The organism is Streptomyces sp. NBC_00631 (genome assembly GCF_045206895.1).
Lineage (GTDB): Bacteria > Actinomycetota > Actinomycetes > Streptomycetales > Streptomycetaceae > Streptomyces.
Genome location: NZ_CP107734.1, coordinates 341,609 through 357,192, shown reverse-complemented (window position 1 = coordinate 357,192; position 15,584 = coordinate 341,609). Strand labels below are relative to the sequence as shown.

Annotated in this window: 14 protein-coding genes; 4 read left to right on the top strand and 10 right to left on the bottom strand. The window is 68.2% G+C overall.

Annotated elements, in window-relative coordinates; all coding sequences use genetic code 11:
• Positions 1–159 precede the first annotated feature (159 nt).
• Together OHB00_RS01950 and OHB00_RS01945 are read left to right on the top strand one after the other, a co-directional pair.
• Positions 160–780, top strand: coding sequence for a TetR/AcrR family transcriptional regulator (locus OHB00_RS01950; protein ID WP_406430547.1), 621 nt, complete (start codon positions 160–162; stop codon positions 778–780).
• Between the two features lie 241 nt (positions 781–1,021).
• Positions 1,022–1,801, top strand: coding sequence for an MFS transporter (locus tag OHB00_RS01945; protein WP_406430545.1), 780 nt, complete (start codon positions 1,022–1,024; stop codon positions 1,799–1,801).
• 723 nt (positions 1,802–2,524) lie between these two features.
• On the opposite strand, the gene OHB00_RS01940 is transcribed toward OHB00_RS01945, so the two are convergent.
• From OHB00_RS01940 to OHB00_RS01895, 10 genes are all read right to left on the bottom strand, one after another.
• A complete protein-coding gene (locus OHB00_RS01940; RefSeq protein WP_406430543.1) occupies positions 2,525–4,807 on the bottom strand; it encodes an MFS transporter in 2,283 nt (760 codons plus the stop codon).
• Between the two features lie 543 nt (positions 4,808–5,350).
• The gene (locus tag OHB00_RS01935) at positions 5,351–6,499 is read right to left on the bottom strand and encodes an NAD(P)/FAD-dependent oxidoreductase (protein WP_406430541.1); all 1,149 of its coding nucleotides are present in this window, start codon (positions 6,497–6,499) and stop codon (positions 5,351–5,353) included.
• Positions 6,496–6,693 (bottom strand): ferredoxin, encoded by a 198-nt coding sequence (locus OHB00_RS01930; RefSeq protein WP_406430539.1) that lies wholly within the window; start codon positions 6,691–6,693, stop codon positions 6,496–6,498. Before OHB00_RS01930 ends, OHB00_RS01935 begins: the two co-directional genes overlap by 4 nt.
• A gap of 11 nt (positions 6,694–6,704) precedes the next feature.
• Positions 6,705–6,983: a cytochrome P450 gene (locus tag OHB00_RS01925; protein ID WP_406430537.1), complete on the bottom strand. Its 279-nt coding sequence runs from the start codon at positions 6,981–6,983 to the stop codon at positions 6,705–6,707.
• A 15-nt stretch (positions 6,984–6,998) separates the two neighbouring features.
• Positions 6,999–7,850: an MFS transporter gene (locus OHB00_RS01920; protein ID WP_406430535.1), complete on the bottom strand. Its 852-nt coding sequence runs from the start codon at positions 7,848–7,850 to the stop codon at positions 6,999–7,001.
• Positions 7,847–8,119, bottom strand: a complete 273-nt coding sequence (locus OHB00_RS01915) for a hypothetical protein (protein WP_406430533.1) — start codon at positions 8,117–8,119, stop codon at positions 7,847–7,849. The genes OHB00_RS01920 and OHB00_RS01915 overlap by 4 nt, the downstream gene beginning before the upstream one ends.
• A 295-nt stretch (positions 8,120–8,414) precedes the next feature.
• A complete protein-coding gene (locus OHB00_RS01910; protein WP_406430531.1) occupies positions 8,415–9,275 on the bottom strand; it encodes a fumarylacetoacetate hydrolase family protein in 861 nt (286 codons plus the stop codon).
• 300 nt (positions 9,276–9,575) lie between these two features.
• Positions 9,576–11,186 (bottom strand): bifunctional 3-(3-hydroxy-phenyl)propionate/3-hydroxycinnamic acid hydroxylase, encoded by a 1,611-nt coding sequence (locus OHB00_RS01905; RefSeq protein WP_406430529.1) that lies wholly within the window; start codon positions 11,184–11,186, stop codon positions 9,576–9,578.
• 138 nt (positions 11,187–11,324) lie between these two features.
• Positions 11,325–11,705: a carboxymuconolactone decarboxylase family protein gene (locus OHB00_RS01900; protein WP_406430527.1), complete on the bottom strand. Its 381-nt coding sequence runs from the start codon at positions 11,703–11,705 to the stop codon at positions 11,325–11,327.
• 368 nt (positions 11,706–12,073) lie between these two features.
• On the bottom strand, positions 12,074–12,589 hold the full coding sequence (locus OHB00_RS01895; protein ID WP_406430525.1) for a VOC family protein: 516 nt from the start codon (positions 12,587–12,589) through the stop codon (positions 12,074–12,076).
• 390 nt (positions 12,590–12,979) lie between these two features.
• Here OHB00_RS01895 and OHB00_RS01890 point away from each other — a divergent pair, with 390 nt between their 5' ends.
• Both OHB00_RS01890 and OHB00_RS01885 read left to right on the top strand, forming a co-directional pair.
• Positions 12,980–13,669: a GntR family transcriptional regulator gene (locus OHB00_RS01890; protein WP_406430523.1), complete on the top strand. Its 690-nt coding sequence runs from the start codon at positions 12,980–12,982 to the stop codon at positions 13,667–13,669.
• A 639-nt stretch (positions 13,670–14,308) separates the two neighbouring features.
• Entirely contained in the window at positions 14,309–15,499 is a 1,191-nt protein-coding gene (locus tag OHB00_RS01885; protein ID WP_406430521.1) for a cytochrome P450, read from the top strand.
• The last annotated feature ends 85 nt before the right edge of the window (positions 15,500–15,584 follow it).

The following is a 15,584-nucleotide window of genomic DNA, read 5'->3' as shown; positions in this document are numbered from 1 at the left end:
ACCTGCGCATCAAACGGACAGCTGTCCCCAGTCCCCGCGAGTCGCTGGCAGGGCACGGCGGCGACGTCGTTCCTGCCGACGGCGCCTCGCCTGGCGGGAGGGGCGTCTTGCTGTCTGTGCAAAATATGCAGATTGAGAAAACATACATAGACTGCAATCATGGGGGGTATGACTGGTAGGAGAGTAGGCCTGCGTGAGCGTAGGCGCCGTGAGACCCGGCAGGAGATCCGGGCCGCAGCGCTGCGGCTCGCGGGGGAACACGGTTTCGATAAGGTCACCGTAGAGATGATCTCTGCTGAGGCCGACGTCTCTCATCGGACCTTCTTCAACTACTTCCCCAACAAGGAGGCGGCCGTCGTCCAGGCGCCGCCGGGGCTGTTGGGCGAGGACACTGAGGCCTTCACCGCGGCCGGCCCCGCGCACCCCCGGGAGGTCCTGGCGGACCTGACCGCGCTACTCCTGCGTAACATGGTCGAGCAGCCACCACAGCGGGACGAATTCTCTGCCACCTTCGCGCTGGCCCGCGAGCACCCGCCCGTGCTGGCTGCGATGCTGGCGAGCTTCGGGACGTTCGAGCAGTCCCTGGTCGACATCGTGGCGGCACGCACGGGGGAACGACCGGAGGACGAGGCGCCGCGCCTGATCGCCGCCCTGGCGGTGACCGCCCTCAAGACCGGTATCGAGAGCTGGGTGGCCGGCGGCCCCCAGGGCCAGGACGACAGCCCCCTGCCGTACGTGGAGCGCGTGATGGCCTTGCTGCGCGCCCTCCTCGGCCCCTGACCCGCATGGCCCTCGTCGGTTCGCCGCGCGGCCGCCCCACGACATCGCCCCTCGCTGGAGCATTTGATGACCGCCCTCTCCCCCCTGCACAGTCGGAGCAGCCTGACTCCTCTGCCCTGCCCCAGCGATTCGGCCCGCTGTTCGCCAGTCTGATGACGACCATGCTGCTCGCCTCACTCGACCAGACTTTCGTCTCACCGCGCTCCCTACCGTCGTCGGTGAACTTCACGGCCTGGACCACATGGCGTGGGTCACCACCGCCTACATCATGGCCGCCACGATCGGCATGCCCCTGTACGGCCGTTTCGGGGATCTGATCGGCCGCAAGGCCCTCCTGCTCAGCGGGATCGGTATCTTCATCGCCGGATCGGTACTCGCCGGAGCCGCGAACAGCATGACCATGCTGATCATCGGGCGGGCCGTTCAGGGTCTGGGCGGCGGCGGTCTGATGATCACCTCTCAGGCGATCGTCGCCGAGCTCGTGCCGCCGCGGGAGCGTGCGCGGTTCATGGCCCCGATCGGCGCGGTGTTCGGCCTCTCGGCGGTGGCAGGGCCGCTGCTCGGCGGCTGGTTCACCGACAGCGTCTCCTGGCGGTGGTGCTTCTGGCTCAATCTGCCGGTGGGCGCCGCCGCCTTCGCGGTGGGCGCCTTCGCGCTGCGCACCCGGCGCAGGTCCGTCAAGGTCACCATCGACTACGTCGGCATCACCCTGATGGCCCTCGCCGTCGCCGCCACGGTGTTGGTGGCGAACTGGGACGGCAACGCATACGGCTGGACGGACCCGGTGGTCCTCGGTCTGGCCGCCGGCGCCGTCGTCGCCTGGGTCCTGTTCTTCTTCTCGCAGAGCCGCGCCACGGAGCCGATCGTCCCGCTGTGGCTGTTCCGCAGCCGGATCTCCAACATCGCCACGCTGATGGACCGCGCTCTGTCCCACGTGGACGGGGAGGGCGAGGGCCTGCGTTCGCAGGCCGAGCACCGGAGCGAGGGCTCGCAGGTCCCGCTGGTCGAGTCCCGGTTGTAGCTGTAGTTGGGCGCCGGCACGGGCCTCGCCCCGGCGGGCCAGGCCCATTGCACCGGGGCGTGAGGACTTCGCCGTGAGCCGTCATCGCGGCCAGCGGCACCATCCTCTGCCTGGAAGTCGGTATTCAGGCCGTCCAGGGCGATCAACTTCCGCCCTCGCCTGACAGCAGAGGGGTCGGGTTCGGGTCCGCCGTCCGGAACCTCCAGGGCGGCGGGCGTTGTCTGCTCGATGCCCTCGCGATGAATGAGTGGCGCCGGGCGGGTTCGCGAGGGACAGGGCGCCTGGAGAGACTGCGGAGACCAAAGTTCCGTCCACGACGGTGTGTTCGTCCGGCGCAGGATGCCAACTCATCGCAGAGCACGCCCCCTCGTGGCCGCGGGCCCGTGGGGAGAGCCTGAGCGGTTCAGTGCGTGCCGCCGCATTCGGCCGCCGGCGCGTCGTCTTCGGTGGTCCGTATCCGTTGGGGGCGCCTGGAGGCCCAGGCGCCCCCAACGGATCCTGTTGGCCGGTCGCTTTTGGCCGCAGCCCCCTGTGTCCCGCGGCGCGCTCGCGTTCCGCGCCTCGACGCGTGCCCGGCGCGGAAGCTGTCGTCGCGGCTTTCGCCGTGCCTTGCCGTGGAGGCGTCCGGTGCGCCTGCAAAGGCCACTGCGTCCGGGGGTCGTTGCCCGGACGCAGTGGCCCTTGTTCAGAACCGATAGCGTCGGGTTGTCGCCCGACCGGCGTCTACGGTTCTTTGCGGCTCAGCAGTATGTCGACGCAGTCCTGGCCGCCGCTCAGCGTGACCGGTGTGGCGACCGGCGGGTGGCCGCTGGTGATCAGGGTGTACTGCTGGATGGAGAGGCCGGTGAAGGAGTAGCTCCCGTCGGCACTGGTGGTGCGTGTCGCGACGACGTCGCCGACGGCATCGATCAGGGTGACCCGGGCGTCGTCCGGCGCGCGGCCGTCCTGGGTGCGCACCGTCCCCCGCAGAGTCGCCGCGACGAAAAGCCGGATGTCGCCGGAGGCGCCCTCGGCGGAGACGCCTGTCGGCACGGTGGCCGGGCGATGGCCGGGCGCGCTGGCGCTGAGCGTGTAGTGGCCGGGCAACAGGTCGCTGATCCGGTAACCGCCGTCGTTTCCGCTGGTGGTGGAGGCCGTCACCTCTCCACGCTGGTCGGTGGCCACTACCAGGACGTCGGACAAGGCTTCGCCGTCCCCGCCGCGCACTGTACCGGCCAGGCCGCCCATGCTCGGGAGTATCACGAGGTCCTGGGAGAGGGGTGCCTCGTTCAGCACCAGGGTGACAACGCCTGGCTGATGATCGGGCGCCGAGCCGACGAGGACCAAGGTGCCGCGCTCGGCGGTGTCCACCGCGTACGAGCCGTCCTCCCGGGAGGTGGTGCGGGCCAACTGACGACCCGCCGTGTCCAGCACGGTAATCGCGGCGTGGGGTACGGGGGCGCCCGCGCCGTCGCACACTCGTCCGTGGATGGCGGAGGCATCGTCCCCGCCCGTGCCGACGGTACCGGCATCGGGTGCGGCCGGGGAGCCCTCCGCGGGCATGCTCGACCTCTTCTTGCGGCGGAACATCAGCACCGTGATGATCAAGGCGACGGCGAAGAAGCCGGCGGACCACCAGTAGGTGACGGCGTAGCTGTGCAGCGCCGCCTTCTCCTGGACCAGCGGGTCGCTCAGGTGGTCCTTCGTGTAGTCGGTGACGGCGCCGGCGGCCAGGGTGTTGAGCAGAGCGGTGCTGATCGCACCGCCCACCTGCTGTGTGGTGTTGACGGCCGCTGAAGCCACGCCCTGGTCGTCCGCCCGCACACCGAGGGTGGCTCGGCTCATCGACGTGGTCATGAGCAGACCGATACCCCCGCCCACCAGGAGAATCGGCGGCAGTACGTGGCCCGTGTAGCCACTGTGCAGATCGAGGCGGGTCAGCCAGACCAAACCGCCGGTGGCCAGCAGCGCGCCGAAGGGCACCACCACCTTGGGGCCGAACTTCGGAACCAGCCAGTTGGTTGCCAGCTGTGACCCCACCATCAGTGCACTCACCAGTGGGAGGAAGGCCACGCCGCTCTTGACCGGGGAGTAGCCCAGCGTCGACTGCAGATAGTAAGTGAGGAAGAGGAGGACGCCGAACGTCCCGGCCGACGAGATGAGCAGGGCCGACAGTGAGGCGGCGCGATCGCGGTCGACCAGGATGCGCAGTGGCAGCACGGGGTGCTTCGCCCGGGTCTGCCAGAGGAGGAACGCCAGCAGCAGGACGCCGCCTGCGGCGAGGAACCCCCAGGTCATCCAGTTGTCCCAGTCGTGGGTCTCCGCGTTGGCGAAGCCGTAGACGATGCCGAACAGACCACTGGAGACCAGGACCACTCCGGGGATGTCCAGCTGAGGCCTCTCGGCCGGAATGGAACGGCGGATGAAGAGGATCGCGCCGATGAGCGCAGGGACCGCGATGGCATCGTTGACGTACATGGTCCAGCGCCAGTTCAGGTACTCGGTGAGCAGGCCGCCGAGGACCAGGCCTATGGCGCCGCCGGAGGCCGAGATAGCGCCGAATATGCCGAACGCCCTGGCGCGTTCCTTGGTGTCGGTGAACGTCGTGGTGAGCAGGGAGAGCGCCGCCGGCGCGAGCAGGGCGGCGAACAGGCCCTGCACGGCGCGCGCGACGACCAGCATGATGAAACCGTTGGCCGCGCCGCCGACCGCGGAGGCGACGGCGAAGCCGGCGACGCCGATGATGAAGGTCGTCTTGCGGCCGAAGACGTCGGCGAGCCGACCGCCCAGCAGCAGCAGACTGCCGAAGGCCAGGGAGTACGCGGTGACGATCCACTGCCGCCCGGTGTTGTCGAACTCCAGGGATTTCTGGGCGGACGGCAGCGCGATGCTCACGATCGAGGCGTCGAGCATCACCATGAGTTGGGCGAGGCCGATCACGGCCAGTGCCCACCATCGGTGCTTCGCTTGCGCGGGGGTCTGGCCGGACGGTGCGGTCCGGACTGTGTCGGCCAATGTGGATGACAAGGTGGAAACCTCCCCTTCATGGGTTCGGATGGCTCGGTTGTGGTCCGCACCGGCAGGAAGACGAGGTTCAAACGGCGCGTCGGAACACGTGGTGTCGGCGTCGAAGCGGTCGGCGGCTGCCGGAGCGAGGACTGTCCGGGCGATCAGACGCGGTGCGCCAAGGGGACGGCCGGGTCGGCTGGTGTCATCTCGCAGCGGTGCGGGGCACGTTCCGGCCTCGACCACCGCGATCTCCAGCAGATCAGCGCATGGCGAGCCGCCATCTTCCAGGTGGACGGATTCCCGTCGGCACAGAGAACCGCGTCTGAGCAGCGACGGTGACCGCGGCACGACGACCCCGTGCGGCGGAATGGCAGCAGCGGCGCAGAACTCCTGCTCCAGTGTTGCCGGTGCGCCACGCGCCGCGCAGCTGTAACAGCACGACGGCCAGAGGGACCGCCGTCAACGGCCCGGCATTTCCTCTCGTCCAGACAGGCCTCGAGTCGGGCGCGCACGATGCGGGCCGTACAGAAGGCGATCGGTACCAGAAAGGGCATGATGCCCTCACGTCATTGAGGCGGGTTTGGCCAGGGCTCGGAGTGCAGTGACGGGTTTGCGCATGCCGTACGCGATGACGGTCGAACGGCCGTCGGGGTGTTTCCAGGTGAGCAGGGCACGCCCGTTCTCCACACTGCCATCCACGGTTGCGGGTTCACCGGTGGGCGGCAGAGGGCCTACGACCTTGAGGGCGAGTCCGGCGACCTCGGTCCAGAAGTAGTCGTCGTACGGCGGCCCCGAGGGCGGAAGGCCGAGGGCGGAGGCTGCGGCGACCTTGCCCTGGGCGACGGCGTTGGACCAGAACGGCGCGCGCCGTTCTGGTCCGCTGTCGTCGGCGCGGAGATAGGTGACGTCGCCGGCGGCGAACACCTCCGGCACGCGGGTGGCGCAGGTGTGGTCGATGCCGACGCCCAGTGGGTCGTCCAGGCCTGTGCCCGCCAGCCAGTCCGTGCAGGGTGTCTCCCCCGCGCAGGTCACCACGAGGTCGGCGCTGAGCTTGGTGCCGTCGGGCAGGGTCACGCCGCGCATGGGGTTGCCTGCCGGTGTGACGAAGCCGGACGTCTGCTCGCAGCGGATGCCGTATGCCTCGGCGTGTGCGGTGATCGCGGCGGAGACATAGCCGCCGAGGATTCGCTCCAGTGGCCGGTCGACGTCCAGGACGGTGACCGGGATGCCGCGGGCGGCGCACGCGCTGGCCACCTCCATGCCCAGGAATCCCGCGCCGATCACGATCGCTGAGGCCGCGGTCTCCAGGCGTCTGCGCAGCGCACGGGCGTCGTCGAGTGTGCGCAGGACGATTTCGCCACGTCTGCCGGGTGCGGCGAGGCGGCGGGCCTGTGCGCCTGTGGCGATGATCAGTGCGTCGTAGCGGAACTCGCGTCCGTCGGTGGTGGTGACGGTGCGGCGGCTGGTGTCGGCCGCGATGGCGGCCGAGCGGACGATGTCGACGTCGAGTCCGTCGAGTCCTTGGGCCAGGACATCGTCGGCACTGGGGTCCTTGAGGACGGCTTTGGACAACGGTGGGCGGGAGTAGGCGCCGTGTCGTTCGGCGCCGATGATCGTGAGCGGGCCGGTGTGGCCCAGGGACCGCAGTTCTCGTGCGGCGGTCGTTCCGGCGAGCGATTCGCCGACGATGAGCACCGAACGCGCCGTCATGGCAGGACCCGCAGTGCGGCGACGGGACACGCGTTGACGGCCGCCCGGGCCGATGGCTGGTGCTCGTCGGGCACGTTGGCATCGTCGAAGTGGTAGGTGAGTTCGGCGTCCTCGTCCAGGCTGAACAGGTGGGGGGCCTGGTCCGCGCACATGCCGTGGCCTTCGCAGCGGGCGTAGTCGACGGAGATCTTCATGATGCTGTCCTTCAACAGGGTTTCTGGCCGGAGGAATTGGCAGTTGTCTGGGCGGGGATGAGTGCGAGCGGGAGGCGCTCGTAACGGTGGATGAGGTTGTTCAGAGCCCACTCGGGGGTACCGGTCGGCTCGATCCGGTCGACGCGGGCGACCAGGGCTCGGAGCATCGCGGAGGTCTCCAGGCGGGCCAGCCCTTGTCCGGCGCAGCCATGGCTGCCCTGTCCGAAGCCGAGTTGGCGGGATGCGTCGCGGCGGATGTCGAAGGTGGCCGGGTCGTCCCACGCCAGCACATCGCGGTTGACGCATCACGCAACGTCCAAAGCTGTGGTACGGCGCTTGACCGAACGAGCGCGCATCGCCAGCAGTACCCCCAGCACTGCGCCGGCACCGACTACCCCGAGGACCTCGGGCGAGGTCCAACCCCAGGCACTTCCCTTGACGAGCCCGAACGTCACCAGCAGTGGGGCGGTGGCGTCGAGCAGGCGGCTGGGCACGTCCAGGTCTTTGAGCTTGACATCTCGCGGAGGAGTGTTGGGTACGGCCTTGAGCAACAGCATGGCCACGGCCGTGAGGGCGATGAAACACCCCACGCTGCCTCGCCAGCCGATCGCCTCGAGCAATGGCCCCGACACCTCGTTCGTGACAACCACAAAGAGACCGATGGTTGCAAGGACGCTGAGCAGCACGAATGGGAACTTCTTGCGGGGAAAACAGTCACGCGTGGCGAACAGAGCAAGGGGGCCGACCGCCGTGTACAGACCGGCGATTGCGTGCCCGATCAGCGCTACCGCGAAAGTCTGCGCCAGCACGGTGATCGTGTTGCCGAGAATCCCGAAAGCGCAGACGACGCCCAGAACCCTCTTCGGGCCATGAAGGTGACTGGCCCTCATGGCAAGGGGAAGACCCAGCACGCTCGTCAGGGCAAAGACCGTGCTGTACAGGCCTCCCTGGGAGGTGGGCAGATCTCGCGTGAGGTAGGCCTCCAGCTTTCCGCCCAGTACAGCGCTGATCACCAGGACTGCGCCGGCCCAGTTCAGCACGGAAGCAACCAACAAACGTCGTGATACTCCGCCGGGTGGCAACGTCAGGACAACGGGCGGCTCGACTGCCGGATCGGTGGGGACAGCACTGTGGGTTGAGTCAGAGTCGGCAGTCATGGCGCACTCCAGAAGAGGGTGACGTGGCGATCAAGGCTTGAGGTATGGGCGCGCGCGACGCCCGGGACGACGAGGACCTCGGCCGGGACGTATCCGGGTGATCCGCCGGTGCGGATCGCATCGCAGACCCTGATGTGCAGCCGGCCGTCGAGCTCGCCTCCGCCGGCGAGGACTTCGGACAAGGGCACCTGGTAGTCGCCGTCCGGCTCCTCGGCCCCGATGACCAGCGTCTCGGCGATCTCCGGTAGACGCTCGACGACATCGCGCATGTCAGCGCCGAAGGACCGTACGCGGTTGCGATGGAGGGTGGCCAGTGTTCCCGCCCTCGGGAGCGAACTGCGGAAGCCGTCTGGTCGACTACTGGAGCAGCCCACCCCCGCCGGTCAGCTGAGCACCCTCGGCGTGAGCTCCGCCTACCCGCTCGTACCTCAGCCGGTTGTCCACAGCCTTCGCCGGCGCCACCCTGGCACAGCTCACCGGTCTCGCCGTCGGCCACGCTGTTGCTGGTCATCGGGCCGTCTTCAGTGATCGGGAATTACACCGAATGGTGCGCGGTCGCCGTGGTCAGGGAGCGGTGCAGGTGTTCGTGAGGCTGCCGAGTCCCTCGATGGTGGAGCGCAGCACACCTCCGGGGGCCATGTAACGGGGCGGCTTGCAGGCATGGCCGACACCAGAGGGAGTGCCGGTGAAGATCAGGTCTGCCGGCCGCAGCTCGCACACGCTGGACAGGTAGCTGATCAGGGTCGGGATGTCGAAGATCAGGTCGCTGGTGCGTCCCTTCTGGATGGTGTCTCCGTCGTAGGTGGAGGACAGTGCGAGGTCGGTCGGGTCGTCGAGTTCGTCGAGGGTGGTCAGCCAGGGGCCGATCGGGCTGAAGGCCTGGTGGCTCTTGCCGAGACCGAACTGCGGAGGACGGCCGGCCAGTTGCATCGTGCGTTCGGAGATGTCCTGGCCGACGCAGAATCCGGCGATGTGACTGAAGGCCTTGTCGGAGGGGATGTTGCGGCCGCCCTCGCCGATGACGACGACGAGTTCGAGCTCCCAGTCGACGGTCTCGGTGGGCAGCGGGATGTCCGCAACGGGCCCGGCCAGGCTGGAGGGCCACTTGGTGAACGCCAGCGGGGCGTCGGGCACAGGCACGTTGTTCTCGGCGCTGTGGTCACGGTAGTTCAGGCCGATCGCGAAGATCTGGCGCGGATCAGTGACGGGAGGACCGAGCCGGCTGGCGTCGGCTTCCAGCATGGCCAGTGTGGTCGTCGGGTCCGCCTTCGGGTGGGTGGCGGCGACCCACTGGCCTATCTCGGAGATCCGGGTGACGGAGGAGTCGACGGAGGTCGAGAAACGGCCGCCGGAGGCGGTGTGCAGGTCGATGACGCCTTCGGGCGTGACGACGACAGCGCGGCCGTCAAGATTGGCGAGTTTCATGGTGAGATCCTTTTCGGGAGAAGAGAGCCTGCGGCACACGAGGGACGCAGGACCGGATAAGGGGCGAACGCAGCGTGGTTCAGTCCTTGGGCCTGGGCATGGCTCCCCCTGAGGGACAGATGGTGTGAACCAGGCGGGCTGCGGCGGTGCCTCGTCGGCGCAGGTGAGCGGGGCTTGGTGCGTCTGCAGGCGAAGGAGCGCGTTGACGCGATGGGGGCCGCCGCCAGGCGAAGCCGAGACGGGCTGGGGGCCAAGTCCGGCGGCTCCGGGACGATCTGCCGGACAGGGCGTGGCCGGGCCCTAGTCCCGTGCCGTCGGCCGGGCGCCGGTGGATGCGGTGTCGTGCAGTTCCAACCGCAGACGTTCGGTGAGTTCGCGGACCAGGGCGTCGGCGCCGTCGAGTGAGTCAGCGGTGCCGAAGACGTGGAAGTCGGGGCGGAGCAGGATCACATCACGGTCCCATTCGTCGAACCAGGCTGCGTACCCGCCTTCCACGTCGGTCACCGGTGCATCCGGCCCGATGTGAACGGCGACGCCCCCGAGGCGCTCCCATGCCTCACGGACCGGCGGCGACAGCGACTCCAGCGGGTCCCCGTCACGGCTGAGAAGCACATGTGCGCCCATGCCGCACACGTCGTCGAAGAAGCCCTCCCGGTCGCCGACCCGCACGAGCCCCTGACGGCCCAGCCGCCCCGCGTGCGGGTCTCCGGCTGCCAGCGAATCGGTGCCCATCCGCCAGTCCATCGCCGGCGGCCCTTCGCCGGTGTTCTCCCGGATCGCCCTGTCCCGCTCGGCGCACGCCTCAGGGTCGACCATGCAGAGAATGTTGCCGATCATGACGGCAGTGGAGATCAGCTGTTCGACGTGCGGCCGACGTTCGCCGGCGTAGTCGTCGAGGGTGTCCGGCGGGACGATCCCTTTCAGCACCAGGTCCAGGCGCCAGGCGAGGGTTGCCACATCGCGGATTCCGGAGTTCATGCCCTGTCCCAGGAACGGCGGCATCAGGTGGGCGGCATCACCGGCCACCAGCACCCGCCCCTGCCGCCATCGCTGGGCCCAGCAGGCTCGGAAGCTGTATGCCGCGTACCGCACCAGTTCCGCGTCCGCCGGAGTGACCTCTCGCTCAGCGAGCAGCCGCCACACGGTTTCGTCGGTGGCCATCTCCTCCTTGCGCTCCCCGGGCAGCAGCATGAATTCGAAACGACGCCGCCCCGGCCCGGCGGGCACCGATGTCACAGGGCGCGGCGGGCCGAGGACCTGCCCGAAATGCGGGAACCACTCCCGTTTCACCGTGGGTTTGAGGTCCACGACCAGCCAGTCGGAGGAGAACTGCAGGTCGCCGTCCATCGGAATGCCCACCAGGCTCCGGACGGTGCTTGTGGCGCCGTCACACCCGACGACGAACCCGGCAGTGCATGTCAGTTCACCCGCCCCGGCCCGAGGGCCTCCGTTCTCGTCGGAGGGCGCAAAACACACTCGGACCCCGTCGTCGTTCTGCTGTAGGTCGGTGACCACATGGCCCCGGAGCAGGCGGATCGTCGGCTCGGCCTCGACCTGTGCCTCCAGCACCGCCTCCAGATCCGGCTGGTTGAACGTCCCCCCATGCGGTCCCTCGGCCCTGGCAGGCGCAGGGAGGGTCTCCGAGAAGAGGATTTCTCCCTCGGGGGTGACGTAGTCGAGGCTGCTCCCCTCCGGATCCCACAGCACGTGGGGCTCCAGTGGCTCGGTGACCCCCGTCATGTTCAGCACCCGCCGCGCCTCATTGCTGAGACCCACGGCTCGGGGCAAGGGGTACAGGGCGGGCCACCGCTCCACCACCAGAACCCGGTGCCGGTTACGGGCCAGCAGCAGGCTGAGCGTCAGTCCCACCGGCCCGGCCCCTACGACCAGCACATCCCACGACTCGGCCACGGAATCACCCGGTGACGCAGGATGTTCACTGTTCTGCTCCATCGCAGCTCCAAACACTCTGTGAATTATCGAAGACGGGGCGCACCGCTGCTCCCCAGGCTCTTGGGCATCCTCAGCAGAAATGCCGACCAGGAACGGTCAAGGCTCGATATCCGCGTCGCATTCCTGCAGGATTCTGGCCCACTGTTCCTGAATCACACTCTGCACATGGCGGGCCTTTGGCCAGCCGCTGTAGACGGCGAGGTGCAGTGTGAACTCCTCCAATTCCGCCACGGTGAGATCGCCACTGCTCAGGGTGGCCCAGACGTGATCATTGATCGCCTGCGGTGCACCCGCCGCGGTCACGCAGGCCAGCGTCACCAGCCGCCGATCACGCCTGCTCAACCCCGGACGCACCCACACGGCGCCGTATACGAAATCCTGGGTCGCCTCATCCAGCGGCGTGTGAATGTAGTCGCTCTCCGGCAGTTTCACCATCATGATTTCACGGAACGCCGCTTCGCCAGCAGAACGGGACAATGGATCCTCCTTGGCTGCTCGGCCGTTGAAAGCCGCTGAGGGCCTGCGAAACCGAGTTGCTGTAGCTACCGTGCGCACCTGTCACCGCGTCGACCCCGCCCCGGGGCGGACGTCGAGAGCGGAGCGATCATCACAGTGGGGGGCGGCTCTTGCTCTCCCTCGCACGCGACGGCACCGCGCTCGATGTCGTCAACGAAGGCATCGGCGTCGCCCGTCGCCACCCCCCGCCCCCAGTGGGCGGGGAATAACGCGCGCGCACGCGACGGCTGGCGGCTTGGGGGCCTTGGTGCGTGTCGGGTTCGGCTTATGTGTCGCCCTGGCCGATCCCGCCGGTCCGGTGCCGGTTGCGGAACCGGGCACCGGGCGGTTCATGGGCGCTTGGTCAGTTCGGCCTCCGGCTCGCCGGCCTCGAAGCGGGCGACGAACTCATCGGGGTCGAACTCCACCCCGATCGGGTTCTTCTGGAACTCGTCGGACAGCAGGTACGCCTGCGTGGACTCAGCGTCGGGGAAGTTGTCGATCTGCAGCTCTACGCGGTTTCCGTCGGGGTCCGCGTAGTACATCGAAACGGTCATGCCGTGATTGATCACCCAGACCGGCTCGATATCGTTCGCCTTCAGCCGCTTGTAGTTGTCGACCAGGTCACCCAGCTTCTCGTAGGTGAAGGCGAAATGCTCAAGCCCGGTGTGCTCCATTCCGGGGGTCACAGACGAGCCGACCCCGAGGAACGCGACCCGGTGATGCTCGTCGTCGTAGGTCATGAAGCCCAGCATTTCGTTCGAAAATACTGGGCGGCCATCCAGAACCTGCGAGTACCAGTCGATCATCTCGTGCAGGCGATCGGTCTTCAGGACGATGTGAGCGAGTTTGACAGGAGCAACCATTTTTTTCCTCCTTGATTGTGCGGCACTGCTGGACATCAACGACAACGCCCCGGCCACGTCTTTTGCGGTGGGTCAAGATGTGGATACCAGTCGTCGCCACCTGAAAGGCTTGCGGCATACGGGATCTCGAGGCAGGCCTGGAACAGTCCGTCACGCACCCCGGGAAAACAATGTCGCGCGACGGTGCAGCATCCGGGCCTCCGGAGGCGCACCGCGGAGAGCGGGGGCCGGATTCCATCGATACGTGCCACTGCGCCGGTGACTGACCGTGCAGGGCGCGCGTCGATCTGCTCCACCCCTTTCCGGGCAAGAGCCGGGCGGGGCTCGCCCCCGTCCAGAAACTATAATCTATAGATTCCATTTCCGGAAGGGCTGGGGAAGAATGTGGCCATGTCTTCTTCCCAGACCTGGCCGACCGATCCCCCGCAGACCCGCGCTGAATGGGTTGACGCGCGGTTGCGCGTCGCCATCCTCACAGGGCAACTCGCAGCCGGGACCAGGCTCCACGCGGAACGCCTGGCTTCCCAGTGGGGCGTGTCGGCCACGCCCCTCAGGGAGGCGTTCCAGCGTCTGGCCGGCGACGGGCTGGTCGAGATCGCACCTCAGCGGGGTGCGTGGGTGGCAGGCCTCGACCGCGCCAAGGCCGCCGAATACTACGAACTGCGCCTCCTGCTCGAACCCCGTGCGCTGGAGTCCTCGCTCCGTGAAGCCGATACGGCCTTCCTGGATGAGGTCCGTCGCGCCATCACCGAGTTGGAGGCAGTGGAGACAGGCGACACCGTCGAGACCGGGTTCATCGCACATCGCAGCTTCCATCGAACCCTGCTGTCCCGCTGCCACAACCGGGAAATGCTGCGCATGTGCACTGTCCTGCAGGACCAGACCCAGCGATTCGCCGCCAACTCCATGGATGTGAGGCACATCGCCCAGCACCGCGCCCTCGCCGAGGCGGTCCTCAAGGGAGACATTGACGAGGCTGTCCGCCTGATCACCGTCCACCTGCACACCACCATCGGCGCCACCCATCCCCCAGGTGACGACCTTCCTGGCAGCACCGCCGCCGAGCCCCTGAAGCCCTGAGCCCACCAGGTACGTCCACCCCCAGGGCCACCACCAGCATCCACCGTCATCTCTTCGCTCCCGTGAGCTGGCACTTTCCCTGAACGCACAGATCGCGGGGACGAGCAACCCGGACGGTACGGCGGTGATGTGCGGGTGAGTCCGGCTGGGCGTGCCGCGGGGTGGCAAGGACTTCGCTGACTGGCACCTGCGGGATGGGCGCCCCGGCCTCGCACCCACCCAGCCCCCCACCACTGCACTACATGGTCCGAGAGCCGCCCCGGCCTGGTCGGCGACACCGACGTGCTGAACCTGTCGCTGGACGTCCGCGCCACCGTCTTCGAATGCCGCAACCACCCATGCCCCGAAGCGCCTTCGGGGCCCGGGCGAACGACCTGATGGCCAAGCACTCGGCCGCAGATGCACTGCCCCCGCCGCTGCTCCAGCTCGCGGACCTCTACTCGCGCGCGACTGACTACTGGTTGCGCAGAAAGTGTCACTGTCGGCAACCAGTCCGACAGTTGACGTTCGTTGCGGTGAGTGCAAGTCTTGCCGTCGCTGCAACATGCAGTGAGTATAAGCAGGCTCGCCGTGAACTCGCCCGCCGTACCGCCCGGATCGGCGTGAGCGCAGGAGCCGCGAGCCAGGGAGAGGACAACGATGAACTCGATCCCCAGCTACGAGCCCGACATCTTCGACGACGCTGCTCAGCTCGATCCCTACGGCCACTACAGCGCCCTGCGTGATCTCGGTCCGGTCGTCTGGCTAGAGGCCCACAAGTTGTACGCGCTGCCGCGTTACGCCGAGGTCCGCGCTGCGTTGGGCGATCCGGAGACGTTCTGCTCCGGCCGGGGCGTCGCGATGGACGAACCGCCCGAGGGCCTCCCCGTGTCGACGCTGATGAGCGACGGCGCACTGCACGAGCACCTGCGCAGCGTGCTCACGGGGGAGCTGACGCCCCGGGCGTTGCGCCCGCGCAGGGCCGGCATCCAGGCCGTCGCCGACGAGGTGGTCGAGCAACTGGTCCGGCGCCGCTCGTTCGACGGCGTCGCCGACCTCGCCCGAGCCCTGCCGCTCGCCGTCGTCCCCGACCTGGTGGGCTGGCCACAGAGCGGTCGTGAGCACCTGCTGGAGTGGGCGGCAGGCGCGTTCAACCTCACGGGCCCCTTCAACGAGCGGGCGATAGCCAGCCTGCCCGCCGTCGGGGCGATGATGGAGTTCGCGATACAGACCGCGAACTCGGGTGACCTGCTGCCCGGCAGCGTAGGGGCCGGGATGCTCGCCGCCGCGGCCCGTGGCGAGATAGAGCCCGGGCACGTTCCGAGCCTGCTGGTCGACTACATCGCCCCGTCACTGGACACCACCATCAGCGCGATCGGCAGCACGCTGTGGCTGCTGGGCACCCACCCCGATCAGTGGGCCGCGCTGCGCGCCGACCGCACCCTGATTCCCAAGGCGGTGAACGAAGCCATCCGGTTCGAGACGCCGATCCGCAGCTTCACCCGGGTCACCACCACCGCTACCGAGGTCGGCGGGTTCGCGATCCCGGCGGACGCGCGGGTCATGATGATGTACGCCTGCGCCAACCGGGACGAGCGCCATTACGAGCGGCCTGACGAGTTCGACATCACCCGCGACGCCGCCGACCACCTGGGCTTCGGCTACGGCGTCCACGGATGCGCCGGTCAGGGGCTCGCCCGTCTCGAAGCGCAGGCCGTGCTGTCCGCGCTCGCCGACCAGGTCGAGTGCTTCGAGATCGGGGAACCCGTCCGCGGGATCAACAACATCATCCGGGCCCTGGCCGCCCTGCCCATGACCGTGACGCCCGCCCGCGCCACGGCTGACGCCTGAACCTCCCAGTCGAGGACCGTCATCCCGAACAAGCATGTGGTCCTACTCCGGAGGGCGACGCGGCGATCACTGCATCCGCGCCTGC